General features: G+C 53.9%; 24 protein-coding genes. 12 read left to right on the top strand and 12 right to left on the bottom strand.

Features of this window, described 5'->3' with window-relative positions:
• Nucleotides 1–3: 3 nt before the first annotated feature.
• Nucleotides 4–1,533 (top strand): trimethylamine methyltransferase family protein, encoded by a 1,530-nt coding sequence (locus AC2FNE_RS21070; RefSeq protein WP_496806198.1) that lies wholly within the window; start codon nt 4–6, stop codon nt 1,531–1,533.
• Nucleotides 1,534–1,664: 131 nt separating this feature from the next.
• On the opposite strand, the gene AC2FNE_RS21065 is transcribed toward AC2FNE_RS21070, so the two are convergent.
• The 6 genes from AC2FNE_RS21065 to AC2FNE_RS21040 form a co-directional block, all read right to left on the bottom strand.
• On the bottom strand, nt 1,665–2,132 hold the full coding sequence (locus AC2FNE_RS21065; protein ID WP_170474319.1) for an Hsp20 family protein: 468 nt from the start codon (nt 2,130–2,132) through the stop codon (nt 1,665–1,667).
• 125 nt (nt 2,133–2,257) lie between these two features.
• Nucleotides 2,258–3,076, bottom strand: coding sequence for a trypsin-like serine peptidase (locus tag AC2FNE_RS21060; protein WP_170607451.1), 819 nt, complete (start codon nt 3,074–3,076; stop codon nt 2,258–2,260).
• Nucleotides 3,073–3,864, bottom strand: coding sequence for a trypsin-like serine peptidase (locus AC2FNE_RS21055; RefSeq protein ID WP_496806197.1), 792 nt, complete (start codon nt 3,862–3,864; stop codon nt 3,073–3,075). Before AC2FNE_RS21055 ends, AC2FNE_RS21060 begins: the two co-directional genes overlap by 4 nt.
• A 118-nt stretch (nt 3,865–3,982) precedes the next feature.
• Nucleotides 3,983–5,305: a glycolate oxidase subunit GlcF gene (gene glcF / locus AC2FNE_RS21050; protein WP_170607449.1), complete on the bottom strand. Its 1,323-nt coding sequence runs from the start codon at nt 5,303–5,305 to the stop codon at nt 3,983–3,985.
• Between the two features lie 4 nt (nt 5,306–5,309).
• On the bottom strand, nt 5,310–6,410 hold the full coding sequence (glcE, locus tag AC2FNE_RS21045; protein ID WP_170607447.1) for a glycolate oxidase subunit GlcE: 1,101 nt from the start codon (nt 6,408–6,410) through the stop codon (nt 5,310–5,312).
• Between the two features lie 25 nt (nt 6,411–6,435).
• Entirely contained in the window at nt 6,436–7,884 is a 1,449-nt protein-coding gene (locus AC2FNE_RS21040; protein ID WP_496806196.1) for an FAD-linked oxidase C-terminal domain-containing protein, read from the bottom strand.
• 81 nt (nt 7,885–7,965) lie between these two features.
• Between AC2FNE_RS21040 and AC2FNE_RS21035 the strand changes: the two genes are divergently transcribed.
• Together AC2FNE_RS21035 and AC2FNE_RS21030 are read left to right on the top strand one after the other, a co-directional pair.
• Nucleotides 7,966–8,676, top strand: coding sequence for a DUF599 domain-containing protein (locus AC2FNE_RS21035; RefSeq protein ID WP_496806195.1), 711 nt, complete (start codon nt 7,966–7,968; stop codon nt 8,674–8,676).
• 35 nt (nt 8,677–8,711) lie between these two features.
• A complete protein-coding gene (locus AC2FNE_RS21030) occupies nt 8,712–9,059 on the top strand; it encodes a hypothetical protein (protein WP_170607441.1) in 348 nt (115 codons plus the stop codon).
• Between the two features lie 2 nt (nt 9,060–9,061).
• On the opposite strand, the gene AC2FNE_RS21025 is transcribed toward AC2FNE_RS21030, so the two are convergent.
• From AC2FNE_RS21025 to rsfS, 3 genes are read right to left on the bottom strand one after another with little or no spacing between them, the layout of a single operon-like run.
• On the bottom strand, nt 9,062–9,547 hold the full coding sequence (locus AC2FNE_RS21025; RefSeq protein ID WP_170474296.1) for a flavodoxin family protein: 486 nt from the start codon (nt 9,545–9,547) through the stop codon (nt 9,062–9,064).
• A gap of 1 nt (nt 9,548) precedes the next feature.
• On the bottom strand, nt 9,549–10,019 hold the full coding sequence (rlmH, locus tag AC2FNE_RS21020; protein WP_170607439.1) for a 23S rRNA (pseudouridine(1915)-N(3))-methyltransferase RlmH: 471 nt from the start codon (nt 10,017–10,019) through the stop codon (nt 9,549–9,551).
• A 44-nt stretch (nt 10,020–10,063) separates the two neighbouring features.
• Nucleotides 10,064–10,423, bottom strand: a complete 360-nt coding sequence (rsfS, locus tag AC2FNE_RS21015) for a ribosome silencing factor (protein WP_170607437.1) — start codon at nt 10,421–10,423, stop codon at nt 10,064–10,066.
• Between the two features lie 380 nt (nt 10,424–10,803).
• On the opposite strand from rsfS, the gene leuC reads away from it, so the two are divergent.
• The 6 genes from leuC to leuB all read left to right on the top strand — a co-directional run bounded on the left by leuC (nt 10,804) and on the right by leuB (nt 16,861).
• Entirely contained in the window at nt 10,804–12,207 is a 1,404-nt protein-coding gene (gene leuC, locus AC2FNE_RS21010) for a 3-isopropylmalate dehydratase large subunit (RefSeq protein WP_170607435.1), read from the top strand.
• A 38-nt stretch (nt 12,208–12,245) separates the two neighbouring features.
• Complete coding sequence (locus AC2FNE_RS21005; RefSeq protein WP_496806194.1) at nt 12,246–12,797, top strand: HdeD family acid-resistance protein; 552 nt, start codon at nt 12,246–12,248, stop codon at nt 12,795–12,797.
• A gap of 42 nt (nt 12,798–12,839) precedes the next feature.
• Nucleotides 12,840–13,445 (top strand): 3-isopropylmalate dehydratase small subunit, encoded by a 606-nt coding sequence (gene leuD, locus AC2FNE_RS21000; RefSeq protein WP_170474279.1) that lies wholly within the window; start codon nt 12,840–12,842, stop codon nt 13,443–13,445.
• 330 nt (nt 13,446–13,775) lie between these two features.
• The gene (locus tag AC2FNE_RS20995; RefSeq protein ID WP_496806193.1) at nt 13,776–14,606 is read left to right on the top strand and encodes a hypothetical protein; all 831 of its coding nucleotides are present in this window, start codon (nt 13,776–13,778) and stop codon (nt 14,604–14,606) included.
• Nucleotides 14,603–15,625, top strand: a complete 1,023-nt coding sequence (locus AC2FNE_RS20990) for an endonuclease/exonuclease/phosphatase family protein (protein ID WP_496806192.1) — start codon at nt 14,603–14,605, stop codon at nt 15,623–15,625. The genes AC2FNE_RS20995 and AC2FNE_RS20990 overlap by 4 nt, the downstream gene beginning before the upstream one ends.
• A 132-nt stretch (nt 15,626–15,757) precedes the next feature.
• Nucleotides 15,758–16,861 (top strand): 3-isopropylmalate dehydrogenase, encoded by a 1,104-nt coding sequence (gene leuB / locus AC2FNE_RS20985; RefSeq protein WP_170607433.1) that lies wholly within the window; start codon nt 15,758–15,760, stop codon nt 16,859–16,861.
• Between the two features lie 49 nt (nt 16,862–16,910).
• Here the strand turns inward: leuB and AC2FNE_RS20980 are convergent, their stop codons facing one another.
• On the bottom strand, nt 16,911–19,100 hold the full coding sequence (locus AC2FNE_RS20980) for a transglycosylase domain-containing protein (protein ID WP_496806191.1): 2,190 nt from the start codon (nt 19,098–19,100) through the stop codon (nt 16,911–16,913).
• 255 nt (nt 19,101–19,355) lie between these two features.
• On the opposite strand from AC2FNE_RS20980, the gene AC2FNE_RS20975 reads away from it, so the two are divergent.
• The 3 genes from AC2FNE_RS20975 (at nt 19,356) to AC2FNE_RS20965 (ending at nt 21,844) form a co-directional block, all read left to right on the top strand.
• Nucleotides 19,356–19,694 (top strand): P-II family nitrogen regulator, encoded by a 339-nt coding sequence (locus AC2FNE_RS20975; RefSeq protein ID WP_170474266.1) that lies wholly within the window; start codon nt 19,356–19,358, stop codon nt 19,692–19,694.
• 32 nt (nt 19,695–19,726) lie between these two features.
• Nucleotides 19,727–21,043, top strand: coding sequence for an ammonium transporter (locus AC2FNE_RS20970; RefSeq protein ID WP_170474263.1), 1,317 nt, complete (start codon nt 19,727–19,729; stop codon nt 21,041–21,043).
• Nucleotides 21,044–21,184: 141 nt separating this feature from the next.
• On the top strand, nt 21,185–21,844 hold the full coding sequence (locus tag AC2FNE_RS20965) for an aspartate/glutamate racemase family protein (RefSeq protein WP_496806190.1): 660 nt from the start codon (nt 21,185–21,187) through the stop codon (nt 21,842–21,844).
• A 33-nt stretch (nt 21,845–21,877) separates the two neighbouring features.
• On the opposite strand, the gene AC2FNE_RS20960 is transcribed toward AC2FNE_RS20965, so the two are convergent.
• Complete coding sequence (locus tag AC2FNE_RS20960) at nt 21,878–23,062, bottom strand: amino acid aminotransferase (RefSeq protein WP_496806189.1); 1,185 nt, start codon at nt 23,060–23,062, stop codon at nt 21,878–21,880.
• Nucleotides 23,062–23,562, bottom strand: a 501-nt coding sequence (locus AC2FNE_RS20955) for a sulfurtransferase (protein WP_496806188.1), incomplete at its 5' end; no start/stop codon positions are given. The genes AC2FNE_RS20960 and AC2FNE_RS20955, both read right to left, overlap by 1 nt.

Raw genomic sequence — 23,562 nt, 5'->3', positions numbered from 1 at the left:
CTGATGGCTGAACCGCATCGTCGAACCAAGAAAAGAGGCGGTCGCGAAACGCGGTTAGCGAAACGTGCGGCTAAGCCAGAGGTTAACCCATGCCCACCCGGTCAGACCGGAGGTATGTACCAACCTCTGTCGCACAAAGACATAAAGGCAATTTATGAAACTGCGCTGAAACTCCTTGAACATCTTGGCATGGGCGAAGTCCCCGAGCGCTTGGCTGCAGATCTGAAAAACGTCGGAGCGAAGGATCGGGGCGACGGACGCATCTTGCTACCCTCTGCGCTTGTCGAGGAGTCCATCAGCAACGCGGCAAAGACATTTACCCTGCATGGAAAAGATAGGACGCGATCGATAGAGGTGGGAGGAGAACGCGTTTACTTTGGAACTGGCGGCGCCGCAGTTCAAACTTTGGATTTGAACACGGGACTGTACCGCCCTTCAACCCTTACAGATCTTCATGACTTTACACGCCTGCAGGATACGCTTGCCAATGTGGCGTGGTTCACCAGATGCTGCATCGCGACCGATTTACCAGACACTTACGATTTAGACGTCAACACGGTCTATGCCCTCTTGAAGAACACGACCAAACCTATCGGGACCGCTTTTACGCATGCCACTCATGTCGCTCCTATCATGGGGATGCTGGACATTTCCGCTGGTGGACTTTCAACATTTGAAGAAAAGCCTTTTATGAAGGCGCATATTAGCCCGGTGATTTCTCCAATGCGGTTCGGGGCGGACGCGGTAGATGTGGTATATGAGTGTATTGCCCACAATATCCCCGTATCCTGCATCACCGCAGCGCAAGCTGGGGCAACTGCGCCTGCGACATTGGCTGGATTTCTTGCACAGTCGCTGGCAGAGACGCTGGCAAGTTTAGTTATGGTCAATGTAATACGACCCGGCTTTCCAATGATATTTTCCAATTGGCCTTTTGTAATCGACCTGCGAACCGGTGCATTTTCTGGCGGGAGTGGCGAAACGGCACTCCTCAATGCTGCATCGGCGCAACTGTCAAACTGGCTTGGTTTACCTTCCGGAGTCGCAAGCTCGATGACCGACGCCAAGGCGATTGACGCGCAATATGGCAGCGAAAAAGGCGTGACTGCACTGGCTGCGGCATTGGCCGGAGGGAACCTGATATATGAAAGTTCAGGTATGACGGCCTCGTTGCTTGGAGCCAGCTTCGAAGCTTTCATCCTTGACGATGAAATGCATTCCGGAATTTATCGTGCTCTTCGAGGTGTCGAGGTCACAGAGAACAATCTGGGATTCGACGCAATTGTCGAGGCGGTACTTGGCGATGGTCACTTTCTTGGAGGCCCTCAAACCCTCGCCGCAATGGAGCGGGATTATTTTTATCCTTCAATTGCGGATCGAAGCGAACCCCGGGTCTGGGCTGATAGCGGAGCACCAGACACATGGGCCGCTGCTAATAATCGTGCGCGTGAAATTCTAAAAGAGTATCACCCAAACTATCTAGACGCACAGCAAGAGGATGCGATCCGCGCACGGTTCAACATAATACATTGAGTTAAATTAGTCTCAGCGCCTGCAGTTTCGACGAACATGTCTTTAACAACACAGCCCCGCGCCTGGAGGAACGCGGGGCGTATTGTGCGATAGTTCTTATAGGCTGGACTATCGCAAGGTGGTCTATGGCCTTAGTTAACTGCTTTGGCGTCGACCACGTCCTTTTCGATTGCATTTGCCGAGGAAATCTCGATCCGACGCGGCTTAAGCGCCTCTGGAACTTCGCGCTTAAGGTCGATGTTCAGCATTCCGTTCTCATGGCTTGCTCCGGTGACGCGCACATGATCGGCCAATGCAAAGCGTCTCTGGAACCCGCGGGTCGCAATACCACGGTGTAGATAGCTGCGCTCTTTGTCGTCAGCGGCTTTTTTGCCAGCCACGATCAAGGCATTTTCCTTTACCTCGACGGACAAGTCGCTTTCGGCGAAGCCTGCGACAGCAATCGAAATCCGATATGTGTCGGCGTCTGTTTTTTCAATGTTGTAAGGCGGGTAGCTGGGTTGTGCCACGTCATTGGTCAATACCCGATCCATCATATCCGCGATCTGGTCAAACCCAACAGTCGCACGGTGAAGCGGTGCAAAATCAAAACTACGCATGTGTCGTTATCCTCATCTTTGAGCGATTTACGATTTCTTGCCCTCCTATCGGACGAGCAAAGGTGAATTACGGACCCCTTTCAGGCGATCCGATACAGTTCACATGGGTAGGCAATTAGCGCAGTTCAAGACCCATCAGAGCTGATGAATTTCGCGCCAGACGTGGACCTGTTCGATCCTGGTTGTATTCTTCGGATCGTGACCGCCGGACGTGGGGCGTCTCTGTGCAAGATTGCCTTCAGTTCGGGCACAATTTCGGACAATTCCATCCCGTAGCCAACTTTCCTACGCCCGTCAGACCCGACTGCGGACACGACTGAAAGAATTTGCCAACGCGGACCGCTTTTAGCAAGGATGGCCGACCCGGACGATCCAAGAGTAACATCGCAGTTAAAACTGATTATTCCCTGCCCACGTTGCAGGATGCGGCAGGAACGTTGGCGAGTAATAGCCTCTGTCCGACCGCGTCCATAAGACGCGACACTTATCTCAGTTCCCGACAGCCGCCCACTGTGCAGGGCAAAAGGATTAGCGATTGAATAAGGTATCGGCTCTTCCAACCGCATCAGTGCCACATCACGGCGGACGCGACGAGCGGAAACCGGGTTATTAGCGACAAAGTCGGAGGGGGCAGCGATCTGAACAACCTTGCGATCAGCAAGCGATCTGCCATCGCTTAGCCCTGCGCGAAATGTTAACACACCGGGCGCATACGGCTCGCCTGTAGCTTTGTCCAAGGCGCAATGTGCTGCAGTCAGCACCAAATCTTGCGCTATCAATGTTGCCGTGCAGAACCCCTGTTCACCAATGTCTAATCTCCCGACTGCCTCCCAACCGTAAAGGTCATCGCGATCCGTCAAACGACGTTGGTTGCCAGTCTGTGCTTGAACAATTGACGCCGTAACTACCAGGCAAATTGCTGTTTTTAATAGAAGCCGTTTCACGGTTTCAAGAATCTCGCGCCTACGTTTTTCCCTGCACTTCCGGCACCGGATGCGGATGTATGCCCGCGACCTTCAGTTAATTCGACCTGCAACATTTCCAGTGACTCTTCCAACGCCGCGCCCAATGCCACACGGCTTCCTTCCAACTCGGCCTTGGCCGAGACCACGGAAACGATCCGGGGTTGATCCCCCTCAAATGAAAAGATTGGCGCGCCCGAAGCTCCAAAATCGACGTTGCAGGACATAACCAAAACGCCTGACTGTCGCGCCACAACGGAACACACTTCTTGCAAGGACGGTGCTTCTGCACGGTCATGAGCGTAAGACACGACACCTACATCGTCGCCGCGGGATGGTCTGCTGCCAGTTTCGAATGGTATCACCGAGGTGTTCCGGATTGGCTGCCAAAGCTCGATCAAAGCGATGTCATGACGGACTCGATCAGCCGTGGCGTCAGAGTCGTACTGATAGCGGGGGTGAATGACAATCTGTCGCGCGGCGCGATAGGCAGAAGCATAGCCAAGCCGCCATCCCGCCAGAAATTCGATCCGCGCTGGATCTATGCGTTTACGCGTGGATTTGTCGTACAGGCAATGGGCTGCAGTTAGTACCAGAGTAGGAGATATCAACGCCCCGGTGCAAAACCCTGTTCCATCGATGTCCAGTCGACCGACGGCCATCCATTGCCGTCCGGCGTCCGTAGTTTTCAGGCTTTTGAGCCCGGAATCCTGTGCAGCTGTCGCTGCAGGCAGAATGCCCATTACTAAGGCAACTATCCAATTTCGCACGCTTTACTCCGGTCTTGTGTCCGACCAAAGGTCATACGCGCCGCGTAAGGCGAAAATAGGGCAATCACTGCACCCAGAGTTTCGGCTGAATACTGATGCGAGAATAACGCATGTGAATTTAGCGCAACATTGGTACGGATGCTGCCGCTGCGGAACCCGCGTGCAATTTTCGCGGCATGGGACCACCAGTCGCCCAATCCAAAAGTTCAATCGTATGAACGACAGGCACTTCTGTCCCTGATCCGATCTGCATCATGCATCCGATATTTCCAGCGGCGATGACGTCTGGCTTCGTAGCCTCCAGCGTGCGGACTTTGCGGTCCTTCAATTTTGCGGAAATCACGGGTTGCATCAGGTTGTAAGTTCCTGCTGACCCGCAACAAAGATGGCTGTCAGCAGGCTCTAACACAGTGAATCCTGCTGTTTGTAGCAACTCTTTTGGAAACGACTTGATCTTTTGTCCGTGCTGTAGGGAGCACGCGGCATGATAAGCCACCGAAATAGGTTTGGCGTCACACTCCGGCAGGTCAAGTTGAGTCAGCAACTCACTCACGTCCATCGCAATTCTTGATACGCGCTCAGCGTCTTGAGCTAGCGCGTCGTTGCGGAACATGTGGGTGTAATCCTTAACCGTAGTCCCGCAGCCAGACGTATTGATGACAATAGCGTCCAAACCCTTGTCATCCATTTCGCGCACCCAGGCACGAATATTGGCTGCCGCCGAAGCATGGCTTTCTTTTGACTTACCCATGTGATGGGTCAGAGCACCACAGCATCCCGCACCTTCGGCGATCACGACTTCGCAGCCCAACCGGGTCAACAATCGGATCGTGGCGTCGTTTATATCTGTGTTCAATGCTTTCTGTGCGCATCCGGTCATCAAGGCCACACGTTTTTTTCGGTCCCCCGTTGGTTGAAAACTTTGCGGGTCGTCATTGCGGCTGACTGGTGGAATGTGCTTGGGGGCCATATCCAGCATCGCGCGCAGCCGGGCATCAGGCATTAGAAACCTAAATGGTCGCCCCAGTTTGGCGCCGATCAGCGCCCAACGAAACCGCATTGGGTATGGCAAAATTCGCGACAGAACCCATCGCAAAGCACGATCCGTTATGGGACGCTTGTACTTTTTTTCAATGTACTCACGCGCATGATCGACCAGATGCGTATAATGCACGCCGGATGGACAGGTCGTCATGCAAGCAAGGCAAGATAGACACCGATCGATATGCTTGACGGTCTTTTCGTCTGGCACACGCTCATTTTCCAGCATGTCCTTAATCAGGTAGATGCGCCCGCGAGGGCTGTCCAGCTCGTCCCCCAAAACTTGATATGTTGGGCAGGTCGCAGTGCAAAATCCGCAATGCACACAATTGCGCAGTATTTCATTGGACCGCTGATTGGCCGGATCCTGCAACTGTTTTTCGGTGAAATGCGTCTGCATCGCGTTACCCCATCATCCCCGGATTGAATATACCCCGCGGATCGAATTTCTTCCTGATTCCTTTAGTTAGAGCCGAAATTGCAGCGTTTTCCGGCTGAAAACGACCAAGGGAATCGAACGTATCTAAATTAGCGCGCACCAGTGTTGCGTGACCTTGAAATCGATCCAGGCGAGCACGTATATCTGCTCCGCTTGGGACCAACGCCCAGATCAAGCCGCCGCCCCAATCAAGCAGAGTTTTTCTCGCCGCCAGATTTGCCACTATCTGCGGCGCGTCGCTGGGTTTAACTGATATGCGCCACACGTCGCCTTCCATTCCCCCGAACGTGTTTGCATCCCGAATTTCAGTCCAAAGCGCTTCTGAATTGCTGTTATCCGAGATATCGCCGAATTCGGCCAGCTCCACGCGTAGTTTTTCGCTCCGATAATCTACCGATTCACTAAAACCTTCAATTCTCAGGTATACTTGCCCCTGCTCCGGATCGTAGGCGGCACCACTTACTTCGAACGGAGAGCGCAAGGCCTTTGACATTGCCTGAATCGCCAAGTCCAAGTCGTTAGTTTGAATTGAAAGAGTAGCTGTTGTTTCAGGTTTTGGCAGAACTTTTAGCGATACTTCAGACAAAACACCCAATGTCCCCCACGATCCTGCCATCAGTTTCACCAGATCATACCCGGTGACATTTTTCATCACTCTTCCGCCGTTTTTTATGACCATTCCTTGTCCATTGACGAAACGGACACCAAGCAGAAAGTCCCGGCACGCTCCAGATTGTATTCTACGTGGTCCAGACACATTCGCTGCGACAACGCCGCCAATGGTCGGCTCCCCGGTTGTGCTCAATAATTCGCGATAATCTGCCGGTTCGAACGCAAGGTGCTGACCCTCTGCTGCGAGTTGTTTTTCGATCTGCGCGACCGGGGTTCCGGCCTGTGCTACCAAAGTCAGTGCACCGGGTTCGTAAAGTGTGATGCCGGACAGCCCTGTGGTACTCAATTCTGCATCGGGTTCAAGGATGCCACCTGTACCACCACCCACAATACGAACCGGTTCTTTGAGCCTGGACACGATTTCCGCCAGTTCGGCTTCAGTTTCAGGTTTCATAGCAAATCTTCTTTGTTAGAGCCTGTTATTCTGCCGCAATCTGTGCTTCGCGGCGGGCCTCGGAGACGCTCAAAGGGAACACTTTTGCCGGGTTGAGCAACCAACTTGGGTCAAACACGTCCTTGACCTGCATTTGGGCTTCCAGATCTTGCGGTGAATATTGATGGGTCATCAAGTCGCGTTTCTCGATGCCGACTCCGTGCTCACCGGTCAGGCACCCTCCTGCATCAACACATAGCTTCAGTATTTCCGCACCGAATGCCTCGCATTTCTCTAGATCACCGGGTTTGTTGGCATCAAAAAGGATCAACGGGTGCATATTGCCGTCGCCAGCATGAAACACGTTGCCGACGTCCAATCCATATTCCTCGCTCAGTTCCCCAATGCGGCGCAGCACATAAGGAAGGGAAGACACCGGAATTGTCCCATCCAGGCACATGTAATCATTGATCTGCCCCATAGCCCCAAAGGCAGACTTGCGACCGAGCCAGATCCGAGCACTTTCGTCCTCGGATTGGCTTTGGCGCAGCTCCACCGGGTTATGGCGCTTTGCGATTTCCATGATCTTGGAAAGCTGGCTGTCTATCTCGGCCTCTGACCCTTCAACTTCGACGATCAGCAGCGCTTCGCATTCGGGATAGCCCGCCTGCGCAAAGTTTTCGCAAGCCTCAATGCAAAGACGATCCATGAATTCGATCGCGACGGGCAGGATTCCGGACTTAATAATATCCGAAACGCACTGCCCAGCGACCTCGTTGTCGCTAAAGCCCATCAACACAGGTCGGGCGCCTTCGGGTTTGCGCAGTATCCTTAGTGTCGCTTCGGTTACCACACCCAACTGTCCTTCCGAACCGCAAATCAAACCCAACAGGTCCAATCCGCCTGCATCCAGATATGCGCCCCCGAATTCGACAACACTACCGTCCATCATAACCATGGTTACGCCCAACAGATTATTGGTCGTGACACCGTATTTCAGGCAATGCGCCCCGCCGGAGTTCATCGCAATATTTCCTGCTATAGCGCACGCCAATTGCGATGAGGGATCGGGCGCGTAGAAAAAGTCTTCTGCTTCAACTGCACCCGTTACGCTCAGATTTGTTCGGCCAGTCTGAACACGGATAAATCGGTTGTCATAGTCGGTTTCAAGAACCTCGTTCATCCGAGCGACCCCAAGGATAACGCAATCAGCCGTCGGCAATGCCCCACCAGCCAAAGAGGTCCCTGCTCCGCGAGGTACAACTGGTACTCCTTCTTGATGGCAAATGCGCAATACATCCGAAACTTCCTGAGTGTTCGACGGCAGTACTGCCAGCATTGGTGGGCACTTGTAGGCCGTTAAGGCATCGCATTCATAAGCGCGGGTTTCAGCCTCGTCGTGAATAATGGCGTCGGACGGTAAAACCTGTCGCAATCGCGCAAGAACCGTGTTCTTGCGCATCAGGATTTCAGGGTTTGGTTGAGGCATTTCCATGGCGATCCCTCCATTTGGTAAAATAATATTACCAATTTGAGTGACTGGCAAGTTACGATTTCCGGACGTACTGTCGCGGGTATGACTTGGATAGACAGGGCAATTTTGTTTTCCCCTTTGGACTATGCCGCCATTCTGTTTTTGCTGGGCGCTTGGTTGTGGATTGGCTGGAGGATCGAGCATCCTGCAGCGCATAAGCCATCCGTTTCGATGATGATGGATGATTTCCGTCGGAAGTGGATGCGGGAAATGGTAACGCGGCAACCCAGAATGTTTGACGCGCAGGTCGTCGGAACGATGCGGCAGGGCAGCACATTTTTCGCCTCGACCACCATGATCGCCATCGGCGGCGGAGTTGCATTGATGGGTAATACCGAACGCCTGGCGGGCGTCGCCAAAGATTTGGCAATCGGTAGTGCGCCGGCGGTGGTATGGGAAGTCAAGATATTGATCGTAATTCTTTTTTTGGCGAACGCATTTCTGAAATATGTGTGGGCACATCGCTTGTTTGGATACTGCGCCGTTCTGATGGCAGCCGTGCCGAACGATCCTGACAATTCCGAGGCCTACCCACGCGCGGCGCACGCGGCCGAGATCTGCGTCACCGCCGCAAGAAGTTTCAATCGAGGTCTTCGTGTGACTTATTTTGCCCTAGGTGCACTAGCGTGGATACTTGGGCCGGTTGCGTTGATCGTCAGTTCGCTCATTACACTGGGCGTGTTGTATCGGCGTGAGTTCGTGTCGCATTCCCGGACTGTGTTAATGACCCGGCCCCCAAACACAGAGACGTGATTTCAACAGGCCCCGACAGGCCCTAAGGTTCGATCATGCGATATCTGATTCTCAGCCTTCTAATGACCGGTTCAGCTTTGGCCGATCCACCAACAATCGAGAACGTCTCGGCCGATCGCGACGGCGACACCTGGAGTTTCGACGTCACGATCAGGCATCCTGACACAGGCTGGGACCATTATGCCGATGGCTGGCGAATACTAGACATGCAAGGAAATGAGCTTGGTATTCGCGTATTGCATCACCCGCATGAGAATGAACAGCCGTTCACCCGTTCGCTCGGCGGTGTCGTCATTCCGGATGGCGTTTCGCAGGTGCAAGTACAGGCACGATGCAATGTTGATGGTTGGGGCGATGAAACCGTATTGGTGGCACTGAATTAAACTCAGAAAACCCCCATGCTTAAGCCGGCTGCTAACGCTGCCCCGATTTCGCGGCATTGCTCCAATTCATGCTCTGGAATTACCTTTTCGGCCTGTATGTCCTCGGGCGTTTGGGCATGGGTGCACAGGATCAAGGTTGGTTGGACTTGTTTCAGCCTCCAGCCTGTCGCAATCCTAGCCATTTGGCGGGCCGCGTTTTCACCATCCGAACCCGCGCAAATCATCTGGGCATAAGGCCGCCCCTCGATTCGACCCAAAACAGGGTAATAACAGCGGTCAAAGAATTCTTTCATCAAACCTGAAATCGCCGCCAGATTCTCAGGCGCACAAAAGATATAACCATCGGATTGCAACAGATCGTCTGGCCCTGCTTGATCCGCTGATTTCAAAATGGTCTCAGTCTCTGCACGCGCGGCTTCTGCGGCAGCTTCAGCCATTTGGCGGCTGCCACCCGTGCGAGAATGGAAAACGATCAGCAGCTTCGCCATTTCAGATCCGGTGGTAAGGACCACCCGACAATATGTTGGCGGCCCTGTATAGTTGTTCGGATAACATCACACGGACCAACATATACGGCCAGACCATCGACCCGAAAGATATCGAAAAGTCCGCTTCATCCCGCAGATTAGAGTCTATTCCGTCAGCTCCGCCTATGATCAGCGCCAAATCCTGTCGACCAGCATCGCGCCAAGCACCTAGCTTCTTTGCAAATTCGGGTGATGATATCGTTTTGCCCCGTTCATCCAGCGTGCATAAAACCGCGTCCCTGGGAAGCGCCTTACGCAACAGTGCGGCTTCTGCGCCCACACCGGCATTCTTTTTGTCCTCAACTTCGACCACTCGCACCGGGCCCAAACCCAATGCGCGACCGGTTCGTTCAAAACGGGTCAGGTAGTCGTCAAGCAGTGACTTTTCCGGTCCGGGTCGCAAACGACCGACCGCAATAATGCTAATACGCATCTTTCTCTCGCCGTCGGCCTCTTAATAAAGGCCGGGATGGCGCCTCAGTTAGCCGAGGCGCTGCCGCTCTGGGGCAGCCACATCTTTTCCAGCTGATAGAATTCTCGTACCTCCGGGCGAAAGATATGGACAATCACATCGCCAGTATCGATCAGTACCCAATCGCCGGTATCTTTGCCTTCAACTTTGGATGTAAAACCGAATTCCTGCTTGATGCGATCCGTCAACTTTTCCGCAATAGCCGAAACCTGTCGGGTCGACCGCCCTGACGCGACCACCATGTGATCGGCCACAGATGACTTGCCTTGCAAGTTTATCTGCACGACGTCTTCGGCTTTGTCATCGGAAAGTGAGGATAGAATACGTTCAAGCAGCTTGTCGCTGATTGACTGAGAGTGGGCCATTACGCTGGCCCCTTCATCGGCGGGCAAACCCGCCTGAGTATGTAGAGACAGGACATTGTCCTCCTTTGCTACGCGCCTGCAAGCCCCGGCGCTGGGGTAGGTATAAGGTAACAAGCACCTTGTGACATTTCAATGAAGGCCCCTGAAAACTCGCAGAATTGTGCCTCAATAGCATCTTCAAGTGTGTGCTAAGACCTTGATAGACTCAGACAGTATCTATATCTGACCGATTATGAGACCTCATAAGGCCCCCAATATCGACCTGCAAGACCGTGCGCGTCTGCGTGAACGGTTCTTTGGGGCTGCCCGCACAGTTCTGGCCCGCCTATAGTCGCGCAGCCACTCGCCAGCTATTTCTCATTCAATACGGGAGAGGACCAATGTCCCCCAAAACACTCTATGACAAGATCTGGGATGCTCACGTCGCGCACGAGGCCGATGATGGCACCAGCCTTCTTTATATCGACCGCCACCTGGTGCACGAAGTCACCAGCCCACAAGCATTCGAGGGCCTGCGCATGGCCGGGCGCAAGGTACGCGCACCGGAAAAGACCATCGCCGTGCCGGACCACAATGTGCCAACCACGCCGGATCGAGCGAACGGGATCGAAAACCCAGAGTCCCGCATACAAGTCGAAGCGCTCGATAAAAACGCCAAGGATTTCGGCATTCATTACTATCCGGTACATGACGTCCGTCAGGGCATTGTCCACATAGTGGGCCCCGAGCAAGGATGGACTCTGCCGGGCATGACCGTTGTTTGCGGTGATAGCCATACCGCAACCCACGGTGCGTTCGGCGCACTGGCCCACGGTATCGGAACGTCTGAGGTAGAACATGTTCTGGCCACGCAGACTCTGATCCAGAAGAAGTCCAAGAACATGAAGGTAGAAATCACCGGCAAATTGCAGCTGGGCGTGACCGCCAAAGACATAACTCTGGCCGTGATTGGCGAGACTGGCACCGCTGGCGGCACAGGCTATGTCATCGAATACTGCGGCGAAGCAATCCGCGATCTGTCTATGGAAGGCCGAATGACTGTCTGCAACATGGCGATCGAAGGCGGTGCACGGGCCGGTCTGATTGCCCCGGATGAAACAACCTTTGAATACGTAAAAGGCCGCCCACATGCTCCTAAGGGCGCGCAGTGGGAAGCTGCGATGGACTGGTGGAAGACGCTTTATACAGACGAAGGCGCGCATTTCGACAAGGTTGTTACGCTTCGCGGCGAAGACATCGCGCCCGTCGTCACATGGGGAACCAGCCCAGAGGATGTATTGCCGATCACCGCCACTGTGCCCCACCCGGAGGACTTTGAAGGCGGTAAGGTTGATGCCGCCCGTCGTTCAATAGAATACATGGGTCTGGAAGCCGGTCAGAAACTGAGCGACGTGGAAATCGACACCGTCTTCATCGGGTCTTGTACGAATGGCAGGATCGAAGACCTTCGCGCTGCTGCTGAGATCCTTAAGGGCAAGAAGATCAAAGACGGGATGCGTGCAATGGTCGTACCGGGTTCGGGTCTTGTTCGCGCTCAGGCCGAAGAAGAAGGTCTGGCAGAGGTTTTCAAAGAGGCCGGTTTCGAATGGCGTCTGGCCGGATGTTCAATGTGCCTGGCCATGAACCCCGACCAGTTGCAACCAGGCGAACGTTGTGCGGCAACCTCGAACCGCAACTTTGAAGGCCGCCAAGGCCGAGGCGGACGCACACACTTGCTGAGCCCTGCGATGGCTGCCGCCGCAGCAATCACAGGACGGCTGACAGACGTTCGCGAATTGATGTAAGCTACCCTCATATCTAGATTTTTGAGGGAGAGACTGAAATGAGTGATTGGGTCAAATGGCTCTTGCTAGGGCTGCTATCCATAGTGTTCGGCATCTTTGTGCTGGGTGCCCCGTATGTCGCATCCATAACCGTAACTTTGGTTACCGGTATTCTTTTGCTGGTATCCGGCGTACTTCAGGTTGTCGGAGGGTTCACGGTAGAAGGGGCAGGTAATAAAATCCTGTCTTTTGTCATGGGTGCCGTCATGCTGTTTCTCGGGTGGTCGTTTCTGGACAACCCACTGGAAGGTACGCTGACATTAGCCACCGTAGTTCTGATACTTTTCATGGCAGGTGGCATAGCGCGGATCATTCTCTCATTTCAGATGCGAGGAACCCAGTTCTTCTGGCCAACACTGATCTCAGGCATCTTGTCGATCATACTTGCAGGTATCATCTGGTCTTATGCAGCGGCGGAACCGACTGTTCTATTGCGCCTGCTGGGCATTCTGCTGGGCATCGAGATGCTATTTAACGGTTTCGGTTTGGTCTTCATGGCGCTCTTCGTTAAGGGCGCACCCAACGAAACAACAGAAGCGAAAGAAGCTTAAACGCGGGGCACGGGGTCGGCCCTTTCCCGCAGGAGTGTGAAAATGGAAAAGTTTGACAAAGTCCACGGCGTGGCCGCCCCAATGCCACTGATCAATATCGACACAGATATGATCATTCCGAAAGTGCATCTAAAAACTATCAAACGGTCCGGCCTGGGGGTCGTCCTGTTTGACGAAATGCGATATCACGACAACGGGCAGGAGAACGAAGATTTCGTTCTAAACAAACCCGCTTACCGTGAATCCGAAATCCTGGTTGCAGGCGATAACTTCGGCTGCGGGTCATCTCGCGAACATGCGCCTTGGGCAATCAAAGACTTTGGCATCAAGGTTGTGATTTCGACCAGCTTTGCCGACATCTTCTTTAACAACTGCTTCAAGAACGGCATTCTTCCAATTGTTGTCGGGGAAGAGCATCATGCGATCCTGATGGAAGACGCGCATAAGGGTGAAAACGCTCGCATGACCGTTCACCTGGAAGATCAACAGATCACCACATCGGACGGTGTGGTTATCGAGTTTGAAGTCGACCCACATCGCAAGCATTGCCTGCTGAACGGACTGGACGATATCGGCCTGACGATGGAAAAAGACCACCACATCGATAAGTTCGAAGATCATGCAAGTCAGGCGCGTCCCTGGGTCTGACGCTGAAGACGATTCTGTGGATACTCAACCTATCGGGGTCGCTTTCGCGACCCCGTTCGTATTTTTGGGGTCGGCTGGCAAGCAACCACAACATGTAGAGAACGAATATTAATACACGTCGGATTTGCGTCAGAAATGATGCAAAGCCGCACCAGTTTTGCCATCTTTTTGCCCGAATGACAGTGTTTCCTGCCCCTTGGCTTGAGCAGATTGTTCATTGTCGCCACTGTTGACGGAAATGAGGCATCCGTCGGAAAAAAGAGCGGCGGTCACAAGTTGGAATTAAGTCGGCGTAGAATCGACTGATCCGGTTTGGAAGGGGTTCGGATAGTGATTGCACGCACAACGGGGGCGGCGATACGTGGGCTATTAGTGGCACTGCTGGTGCTCACTCCCGCGTTGTACCTCCCTGCATCTACACAAAACGGGACCGAGATCATCGTTTTTCTAGCGATTCTCGCGTTTATCCTGACTTTCTCGGAATATAATTCGGCGTTTCCAAGTCTAATCGAATTCCGCGATGCTCCGCCTATTAACAGGCTACGTTTTGTTGGCTTAATGACGATGGTGTTGTTCCTGACGCTGATCTGCAAGAATGCCTACACTCCGACCACGGTAACCAGTATTTTCTATTCGGTCGGGCTAATGGTCGCCGATGTCGCTGACTTCCCCTACTCGCCGGTACGTCTTGTTGTACTGATGCTTCCATCTGACGCGACCGCACCATTGGTAGAGCTTGTGCGTATTTCGGCAGGTGTCGCCTATGTCGCAGCATTGGTAACAATCGCCAGCTTCGCATATGCTGTGAAACTGCGCGGTTGGCCAACTGGCAATGGCGCATTCAATGTCTGGACAAATCTGCCACTATTCGACCCCACCAAGGGAGGCGACGTTGTTACACGATTGCAGCGGGACGGACGCCTGAACATTTCAATAGGAATTTTGCTTCCTTTCCTGATCCCCGCCTTGATCAAATTGATGGCAGAATTCATCAACCCAATTGCCCTTAACAACCCTCAGACATTGACCTGGACGCTCAGCGCCTGGGCATTTTTACCTGCCAGCATGATCATGCGCGGTATGGCAACCCTGCGTATTGCAGGGTTGATCGTTGAAAAGCGCCGCGCCTACACCACCGCCGAGACAACTCAGACTGCATGATCCGTACACTTATTCTGTTGCTGCTTCCAGTTGCTGCGCAGGCAGAAACTTTACGGGTTGCTACCTATAACACTGAACTAAGTCGGGATGGACCCGGATTATTGTTGCGAGACATTCAGCGGGACAATCCGCAGGTCACGGCCGTTGTAGAGGTATTGTCGCAAACACGACCCGACATCATTGCCCTTCAAGGAATTGATTGGGATCTGGATGAACTCGCCCTTTCGAACCTGGCCGGTGCGCTGGCCAAAGTCGGAATGGACTATCCTTATCAATTCTCTGAACAACCCAATTCCGGGCTTGAAACAGCTTTTGATCTGGATGGCGACGGCTTGACCCACGGGCCCCGCGACGCACAGGGGTGGGGTCGGTTCACCGGTCAGGGTGGGTTAGCCGTGTTGTCACGGTATCCGATCGATTTAGCCGCAACCAAAACTTATTCAGACCTTTTGTGGCGGGAATTACCGGACGCGATCCTGCCCAATGTCGATGGATCCCCATATCCCTCACTCCAGGCGCAAACGGTTCAGAGGCTGTCTTCAACTGGGCATTGGGTGGTGCCGATCCTGACGCCTGGTGGTCCTTTGTCCCTAATGACCTTCCATGCAACGCCTCCGGTTTTCGATGGTCCAGAGGATCGCAACGGTTTGCGAAACCGGGATGAAATTCGGTTCTGGTCCCTTTTGTTGGACGGTGAATTTGGATCGGGACCCACAAACCGCTTTGTAATCGCGGGGGATGCCAATTTGGATCCAAACCTCGGAGACGGACACAAAACAGCAATTCAAGAATTGCTGTCTAACCCGCGAATTCAGGACCCTCAACCGGTCGATCAGCAAGGGTCATCGACTACGGTTTTCTGGGAAGGAATTGGTGAAAGACGCGTCGATTACGTCCTGCCATCGGCGGATTGGACTGTAGCGGACTCTGGTGTTTACTGGCCCGGGGCGGGACAAGGCAAGGCAGCGAGAACCGCGAGCCGACATCGGCTCGTCTGGGTTGATCTAAGTATTGACTAAGCTTCTGTTCAGTAGGTTTGGCCAGTTTACCCACGTTACCTTAGATTTTCCTTGGCATTGGCCTGAAGGTCTCATTGACCCATTGCCGTTCAAGCGCTAGGGCCATTGCGACGAAACGCAAGGAGACCCTCGATGTCCAACCCCTCGCTCCTCATCCTGCCCGGAGACGGAATTGGCCCCGAAGTTATGGCTGAAGTGCGCAAGATCATTGATTGGTTCGGCGCCAATCGCGGCCTGCAATTTGACGTCAGCGAGGACTTAGTCGGCGGCGCAGCCTACGATGTCCATGGTAAGCCGTTGTCGGATGAAACAATGGCCAAGGCACAAGAAGTAGACGCGGTCTTACTTGGTGCCGTAGGCGGCCCTAAATATGACGACCTGGATTTTTCGGTCAAACCCGAGCGCGGCCTTCTTCGCCTGCGCAAAGAGATGGACTTATATTCCAACCTCCGCCCTGCACAGTGCTTTGACGCGTTGGCGGACTTTTCGTCGCTGAAAAAAGACGTGGTCGCGGGCTTGGATATCATGATCGTGCGCGAGTTGACTTCGGGTGTCTATTTTGGCGAGCCACGCGGTATATTCGAAGAAGGTAACGAGCGCGTAGGCATCAACACTCAGCGTTACACTGAGTCCGAGATCGAGCGGGCCGCGCGATCTGCGTTTGAACTGGCAATGCGCCGGAACAAAAAACTTTGCTCGATGGAAAAAGCCAACGTCATGGAGTCAGGTATTTTGTGGCGCGAGGTCGTGAACCGCGTGGCCAACGACTATCCCGAGGTCGAGCTGACTCATATGTATGCCGATAACGGCGCCATGCAGCTGGTGCGCGCGCCAAAACAGTTCGACGTGATCCTGACGGATAACCTGTTCGGTGACATCCTTTCTGACTGTGCCGCGATGCTGACGGGGTCATTAGGGATGCTACCGTCAGCCAGCCTTGGCGCTCCGATGGCGAACGGTCGGCCCAAAGCGCTTTATGAACCGGTTCACGGGTCAGCGCCGGATATCGCCGGTGAAGGCAAAGCTAACCCCATAGCATGTATCCTGAGCTTTGCCATGGCGCTTCGATACAGCTTTGATCAGGGCGCAGAGGCTGACCGACTGGAAGCTGCGGTTGAAAAAGTCCTTGCTGACGGCGTTCGCACGGGCGATCTGTTGGCCGACGAGGGGGTTCAGCCTGTTTCGACCACCGAAATGGGCAATGCCATCGTCAACTCGCTGGACGAAAGCCTCTGAGACGGGCTTCAGGCGACACCTCGCATGTCGCCTGACCCTTTGGCGAAGGTCAGTTCCCACCGAAAATACTGTTCAGCAGGTTGTTGATGTCCTGCGCAAAGCCGCCCTGCTTTTTGCGTCGCGGTTGCTGAGGCTGCGCCGTGCGCACTGGTGCGTCAGGTTTCATCATGGGCAAGGGAGTGGGTGTCATCCCCTCGGTGACTCGCAACATGGTTTCTTTCCAAATCTCTGCAGGAAGACCTCCACCAGTGACGCCCGACAGAGGCGTGTTGTCGTCGTAGCCCATCCAAACACCCGCAACGTAATCTGCTGTGAACCCGATAAACCAGGCATCCCGTGCAGCCTGTGTCGTTCCCGTTTTTCCTGCGACCTGCCAACCCGGTAGTTTGGCGCGTTGCCCGGTACCCTCAGACACAACGCGCTCCATCATCCACGTCAGTTGCTTTGCTGCCTTGTCGTTGATGACCCGCTCGCCAATTCCCGTTGTTGTAACCATGACGGGGGATTCGTCGCCAAGTAGTTTCAATTCGGTCAATCCATAGGGTTCAACCGCCGAACCTCCGTTCAGAATCCCCGCATAGGCTCCAGTCATCTCGATCAGCGTACTTTCTGATGCGCCCAGCGCCAACGCTGGCCCTTGCGCCAGATCGCTGGCAATGCCGAATTCACTGGCGACTGTGCGGACGTTTTCGAGACCCGATATCTCCGCGACTTTCACCGCTGGAATATTCAACGAGTTCTTCAGCGCATCCGCCAAAGTCACCCTGCCGTAAAACTTATTGGTGTAGTTTTTTGGGCACCACTGACCTGATCCGGGAATGTTCACGCAATAAGGTTCGTCCACCACTGTATCCAACGGGGAATATCCCAACTCAAGGGCAGTGGCATATACAAACGGTTTGAACGATGACCCTGTTTGACGCAACGCCTGAGTAGCACGGTTGAACGCTCCGGAAACCCTTGTCTTTCGGCCACCAACCATTGCACGTACGGCGCCATCCGCGGACATGACGACAATTGCGGCTTGGGCTTCTGACCCGTCGCGCACCTTCTCCTGAAAAATGAACTGCAAAGCTTCTTCGGCTGACTGTTGCAGGCGCTGATCCAACGTAGTTCGGATCACAACATCTTCGGTAGTGTTTCGCGTAAAGAATTCGGGCCCACTAGCCATGACCCAATCAGCAAAATATCCGCCCGCGCGCGCCGCCGCTGCCTCGGACAGTTCCGCAGGTCTGCTGCGGGCCTCGCTGGCCTGAGCGGACGTCAAATAGCCCTGAGCTTCCATCAGGCCGACGACAAGTCGCGCCCGATCCTGCGAACGTTTCAAACTGTTTGTTGGTGCATACCGCGTGGGGGCAACCAAAAGGCCCGCCAACATCGCCGCTTCGGCAGGACTCACTTCGGCGGCCGATTTTCCAAAGTATCGCTGGCTGGCAGCTTCGAAACCGCGGGCGCCAGCGCCCAGAAACGCGCGGTTCAGATAAATGGTCAGAATTTCGTCTTTGGAATATTTTACCTCCATGGCCATAGCGTAAATTGCCTCTTTGGCCTTTCGCCACAGAGATCCCCTCCGGCAATCAGCCTCATACGCAGCTTCGGATTCCCAATCTTCGGGCGTATATGGTACGCCAAGGCACAACAATTTGGCGGTCTGTTGCGTGATGGTTGAACCGCCATGTCCTGACAGTGGCCCTCGACCTTCGCTCAGGTTGATACGTACCGCACTGGCTATACCGCGCGGGCTTACGCCCAAATGGCGGTAGAAGCGCTTATCCTCGGTCGCGATCACAGCATTTTTTAGATGCGGAGAGACGGTGTCCGCTGTAATCACCCCACCAAATTGGTCCCCGCGCCATGCAAAGACATTACCGTCGCGATCCAGCAGCGTGACCGACCCTCTGGCACGCCCGTCGAACAATTCATCGACGTCTGGAAGTGTCGAGTAGACCACACCTACTGCGAGAGCCAGCAACAAGGCAGCGATAGCGCCGACTCGCCAAGTCAAACCCCAGATTAGACGTAGCATCCAGCGGAACAGTCGGCGAAAAATACCACCGCCTTTCCCACCCGAACCTTTCCGCTTTGTCTTACGAGCGGTCTTGCGCGTCGCGGTTTTGCGCGCAGTCGATTTTTTCCCCGCCGGCTTTGCAGACCGCTTCGCCGACGCGGGTTTGCGCCCTTTCGATGGGTACCTTTTGTCCGCAACCAATGGTTTCTTTCGGCGTTTGGACTCAGTCATGCTCAAACTCTGCCCGATATTGCTTTTGCGCCACCTTACCTTGGTGACGCAGCTATGTAGAGGTCAGAATTTCGGGATTTTTCTCTTCCTAATTCGCCTAATTTTTAATCAAATATTACAATTTGTGCAAAAATTGTGCGTCTTCTGATGATCCCTCGGTCTTAACTCCCCGAAATCGTTCCTATAGGCGCGTTGTCACGCTCTTTTTCTGCAGGTGCAAACAAACCGGTCCTTCCGGAAGCAGAGGGGAAAAACGTGAAACTCATCATTGCGACAATCAAGCCGTTCAAGCTCGAGGAGGTGCGAGAAGCACTGACCGAGGCGGGGGTGCGCGGCATGATGGTGACCGAAATTAAGGGCTTCGGCTCGCAATCGGGTCACACCGAAATTTACCGCGGGGCCGAATATGCCGTGAACTTCGTCCCGAAGATCAAACTGGAGCTCGTGGTGCCCGCAACCATGGCTGACCAGATTGTCGAGACAATCACCAACACCGCAAAAACCGGAAAGATCGGAGACGGCAAGATTTTCGTCCTCGATGTCGAGCAGGCACTGCGCGTGCGGACCGGGGAAACCAACGAGGACGCGCTGTAAGCCGCGCCAATCCGTAAAAGGACAGAGAACAGATGAAACTGAACCGAATTCTACCTACAGCTGCCGTGCTGATAGCTTTTCCCGCGGCCGCATTTGCCAATGATCCGCCATCTTCTATGGAGGATGTTGGCTATATCTTTACCACTCTGCTGTTCCTGATGGCCGGCTTTTTGGTATTCTTTATGGCTGCAGGCTTTGCCATGCTCGAAGGCGGGCTGGTACGCTCTAAGAATGTTGCCATGCAGATGATCAAAAACGTGGCGCTGTTTTCTTTCGCAGCGATCATGTACTGGCTCATCGGCTTTAATCTGATGTATCCCGGCGACGGCTGGACAATTTCCGGCTGGCTCGGCCCATTCTTTTCGACGACGACACTTGATCCCGTTGGCGTCGGTCCGGATGCAGCAGCGCTGGATTATGCATCAATCGGATCAGATTTCTTCTTTCAGTTGGTCTTTGTCGCTGCCACTGCATCGATCGTTTCTGGCGCCGTCGCTGAAAGAATTAAGCTTTGGCCTTTCCTGGTCTTTGTCATCATTCTAACTGGCGTTCTGTATCCGATTTCGGGATCCTGGCAGTGGGGTGGCGGCTGGTTGTCCGAAGCCGGTTTCTCAGACTTTGCAGGATCTACAGTCGTGCACTCGGTAGGCGGCTGGGCCGCGTTGGCAGGCGTCATCGTTCTCGGCCCACGGATTGGCAAATACAAGGACGGCAAGGTTCACCCGATTCCTGGCTCCAACCTCGCACTAGCCACTTTGGGCACGTTCATTTTGTGGCTGGGTTGGTTCGGCTTTAACGGCGGTTCGCAGCTGGCCATGGGTACTGTGGGCGATGTCTCAGACGTCTCCCGTATTTTTGCCAACACCAATATGGCCGCAGCAGCTGGTGCAGTTGCAGCCCTGATCCTGTCGCAAGTAATGTACAAAAAGCCTGACCTTACCATGGTGCTGAACGGCGCACTGGCCGGTCTGGTTTCAATCACCGCAGAACCATTGGCCCCAACCCTGTTCGGAGCACTTTGGATCGGCGCAGTTGGCGGAATCATCGTAGTACTCACCATTCCGATGCTGGACAAGTTTCAGTTGGACGACGTTGTGGGTGCGATCCCGGTTCACCTGTTTGCCGGTATCTGGGGCACCATCGCCGTAATCTTTTACGGTGACGCAAGCCTCGGAACGCAGCTTATGGGCATCATTGCCTACGGTGTCTTCACCTTCGTCGGAGCGCTGATCCTGTGGAGCATTCTAAAAGCCACAATGGGCATCCGAATCAGTGAAGAAGATGAGATCAACGGTCTCGATATGGCTGAACTTGGTATGGAAGCCTATCCGGAATTCTCCAAAGGCTAAACCGTAATTCAATAGCCTAACGAAGCCGGGCGTTCGCGCCCGGTTTTCTATTGGGTCCTGCCTTGCGCCTGATCGGTTGACTCGGAGATAACACTTTTATCAGTCTTCAAAGAAGACTGTGCAGGTTTCAGCGAGTGCACCATGAAGACAATTGGAATTCTCGGGGGTATGTCCGCCGCTTCGACTCAAATCTACTACCAAACCCTCTGCGACCTAACGCGACAACGCCTTGGCGGGTTGCACTCGCCTGAATTGTTGATCCGATCCCTCGATTTCGCCGTTATTGAAGCTTTGCAAGCAGGTGGCGGTTGGGAGGTTGCGGGGCGAGTCCTCAATCGCGAAGCTATAGCACTGGAACAAGGTGGCGCTGACTTTCTTATTCTTGCAACCAATACGATGCATAAGTTGGCCGAGCAAATGATGACAGGTGTCTCAATTCCCCTGTTGCATATCGCCGACGCGACAGCTCGAGCCATACAATCTGAGGGTCTGAAATTTCCTGGTTTGATGGCTACTTCGTTCACCATGCAGCAACACTTCTACACTGATCGCCTGATCGCAGGTGGGTTAGCGCCCATTCTGCCTAATGCCCAGGACCAGGAAACAACCCACCGCATCATCTACGATGAGCTGTGCAAAGGCATCGTTACGAACGATAGCCGAGAGATCTACATAAGTATTGCACAACGTCTGCACGATTCTGGAGCAGATTGTCTAATCCTCGGTTGCACCGAAGTGGGCATGTTGTTGAACACCAGCAACGTGCCTTGTCCCTTGTTCGACACAACGCAAATCCATTGAGAATTGGCATTGGAATTGGCGCTGAACTGAGGCTCAGACTCCAACTTCGACTATTGCCTTGGCCAAAATCGGAACTGTCGCAGCGTTAAGGCCAGCAATGTTCAGACGGCTGTCACCAACCATATATATGCCGTGATCTTTCCTGAGCTTCTCAACCAGTTCCGGCGCAGCCCCCAGACGTGAGAACATGCCCCGATGCTGGGCGATGAACCCAAAGCGATCAGACCCGCTAAAGCGCTGCAGTTCGTCAGCAAGTTGCTGACGCAAACCAAGCATGGAAAGGCGAACGTCTTCTAGCTCGGCGGACCAGTCTGCTCGCATGGCTTCATCATTCAGTATCGTTGTTACCACACGCGCACCGTGATCCGGTGGGAACGAATAATTCTGCCGATTCAAAAACGCCAATGTCGCCTGATTCAAAGCTGTCTGAGCTGGGTCGTCACTGACCGCCATTAACAGACCGGTACGTTCGCGGTAGATACCGAAGTTTTTCGAGCAGGACGCAGCGATCAAGCAACGCTTGACCGAAGAGGCCACCAGGCGTGTCGCTTGCGCGTCCTCTTCCAGACCATCGCCAAACCCTTGATACGCAATATCTATCATCGCAACCAGGCCGAGGTCATTGATGACGTTTACAACCTCCTGCCATTGCACCAAGTTCAGGTTTGCTCCAGTCGGATTGTGACAACAACCGTGTAGCAGAACCACGTCGCCTGCTTTTGCAGTCTTGAGGTCTGTGATCATACCATCAAAGTCCACGCCACGTGTTGCGTCGTCGAAATAGCGGTAAGGTACAACTTCAATTCCCAGATAGCTCAGAATCGAAAGGTGGTTTGGCCAGGTCGGGTCAGATACGAAAACGCGGGCAGAAGGGTTGGCCATACGGATCATTTCGAACGCTTGGCGGCAAGCGCCGGTCCCACCAGGCGTAGCGACCGCAGCGATGTTTCCACGGGGAACGGAGGACCCCAAAATCAAATCGATCATCACATCTGCATAGGCCGGATCACCCGCGAGACCGGTATAGGCCTTTGTCTCTTGTTCTTCCAAAATTCGCCGTTCGGCTGCCTTTACAGCCCTCATGACTGGTGTGATGCCCTCAGCGTTCTTGTACACACCTACACCCAGGTCGATCTTATGATCGCGTGGGTCCTCGCGGTACATTTGCATCAACGCCAGAATCTTATCGGCAGGCTGTGGTTTGAGGTTCTCGAACATCACTTCTCTCCGGTTGCGACGGGCAGGGTCGGGAATGCGCCCCATTCGGCCCACGAGCCGTCATATAAAGAGTGGTCTTTCTTACCCATGCGTTCCAGCGCAAGGCTAAGGATCGCGGCGGTTACACCCGACCCGCAGGATGTGATTGCCGGTTTAGAAAGATCTACGCCAGCAGCCTCGAATACCGCCCGGCATTCGTCCGGGGATTTCATTGTGCCGTCCTTGTTCAGCAGGGTTCCAAAGGGCACGTTGCGCGAACCGGGTATGTGACCAGAACGCAAGCCTTCGCGCGGCTCTGTCCCTGTTCCGGCAAACCTGTCAGCGGAACGCGCGTCTATGATTTCGTGATCGTCCAACTTCGCCGCAGCAGATACCTGCGTCACGTCGCGCACAAGATGGTTTTGAACCCTCACTGTCATGTGTCGGTCACGAATGATCGGCGGCAAGTCTTCAACCTCACGTCCCTCGGCCAGCCATTTGGGCAGACCTCCATCCAACAC

This window comes from Ruegeria sp. YKSD179, assembly GCF_059612885.1.
Note: the sequence above shows the minus strand (reverse complement) of the source record. Positions and strands in the feature narration are given on the sequence as shown.

Bases quoted from the DNA above. Each gene is read 5' to 3' on its own strand.
- AC2FNE_RS21070 (WP_496806198.1), top strand. From the start codon at position 4: ATGGCTGAACCGCATCGTCGAACCAAGAAAAGAGGCGGTCGCGAAACG.
- AC2FNE_RS21065 (WP_170474319.1), bottom strand. From the start codon at position 2,132: ATGCGTAGTTTTGATTTTGCACCGCTTCACCGTGCGACTGTTGGGTTT.
- glcF (WP_170607449.1), bottom strand. From the start codon at position 5,305: ATGCAGACGCATTTCACCGAAAAACAGTTGCAGGATCCGGCCAATCAG.
- glcE (WP_170607447.1), bottom strand. From the start codon at position 6,410: ATGAAACCTGAAACTGAAGCCGAACTGGCGGAAATCGTGTCCAGGCTC.
- AC2FNE_RS21040 (WP_496806196.1), bottom strand. From the start codon at position 7,884: ATGGAAATGCCTCAACCAAACCCTGAAATCCTGATGCGCAAGAACACG.
- AC2FNE_RS21035 (WP_496806195.1), top strand. From the start codon at position 7,966: ATGACTTGGATAGACAGGGCAATTTTGTTTTCCCCTTTGGACTATGCC.
- AC2FNE_RS21030 (WP_170607441.1), top strand. From the start codon at position 8,712: ATGCGATATCTGATTCTCAGCCTTCTAATGACCGGTTCAGCTTTGGCC.
- AC2FNE_RS21025 (WP_170474296.1), bottom strand. From the start codon at position 9,547: ATGGCGAAGCTGCTGATCGTTTTCCATTCTCGCACGGGTGGCAGCCGC.
- rlmH (WP_170607439.1), bottom strand. From the start codon at position 10,019: ATGCGTATTAGCATTATTGCGGTCGGTCGTTTGCGACCCGGACCGGAA.
- rsfS (WP_170607437.1), bottom strand. From the start codon at position 10,423: ATGGCCCACTCTCAGTCAATCAGCGACAAGCTGCTTGAACGTATTCTA.
- leuC (WP_170607435.1), top strand. From the start codon at position 10,804: ATGTCCCCCAAAACACTCTATGACAAGATCTGGGATGCTCACGTCGCG.
- AC2FNE_RS21005 (WP_496806194.1), top strand. From the start codon at position 12,246: ATGAGTGATTGGGTCAAATGGCTCTTGCTAGGGCTGCTATCCATAGTG.
- leuD (WP_170474279.1), top strand. From the start codon at position 12,840: ATGGAAAAGTTTGACAAAGTCCACGGCGTGGCCGCCCCAATGCCACTG.
- AC2FNE_RS20990 (WP_496806192.1), top strand. From the start codon at position 14,603: ATGATCCGTACACTTATTCTGTTGCTGCTTCCAGTTGCTGCGCAGGCA.
- leuB (WP_170607433.1), top strand. From the start codon at position 15,758: ATGTCCAACCCCTCGCTCCTCATCCTGCCCGGAGACGGAATTGGCCCC.
- AC2FNE_RS20980 (WP_496806191.1), bottom strand. From the start codon at position 19,100: ATGACTGAGTCCAAACGCCGAAAGAAACCATTGGTTGCGGACAAAAGG.
- AC2FNE_RS20970 (WP_170474263.1), top strand. From the start codon at position 19,727: ATGAAACTGAACCGAATTCTACCTACAGCTGCCGTGCTGATAGCTTTT.
- AC2FNE_RS20965 (WP_496806190.1), top strand. From the start codon at position 21,185: ATGAAGACAATTGGAATTCTCGGGGGTATGTCCGCCGCTTCGACTCAA.
- AC2FNE_RS20960 (WP_496806189.1), bottom strand. From the start codon at position 23,062: ATGTTCGAGAACCTCAAACCACAGCCTGCCGATAAGATTCTGGCGTTG.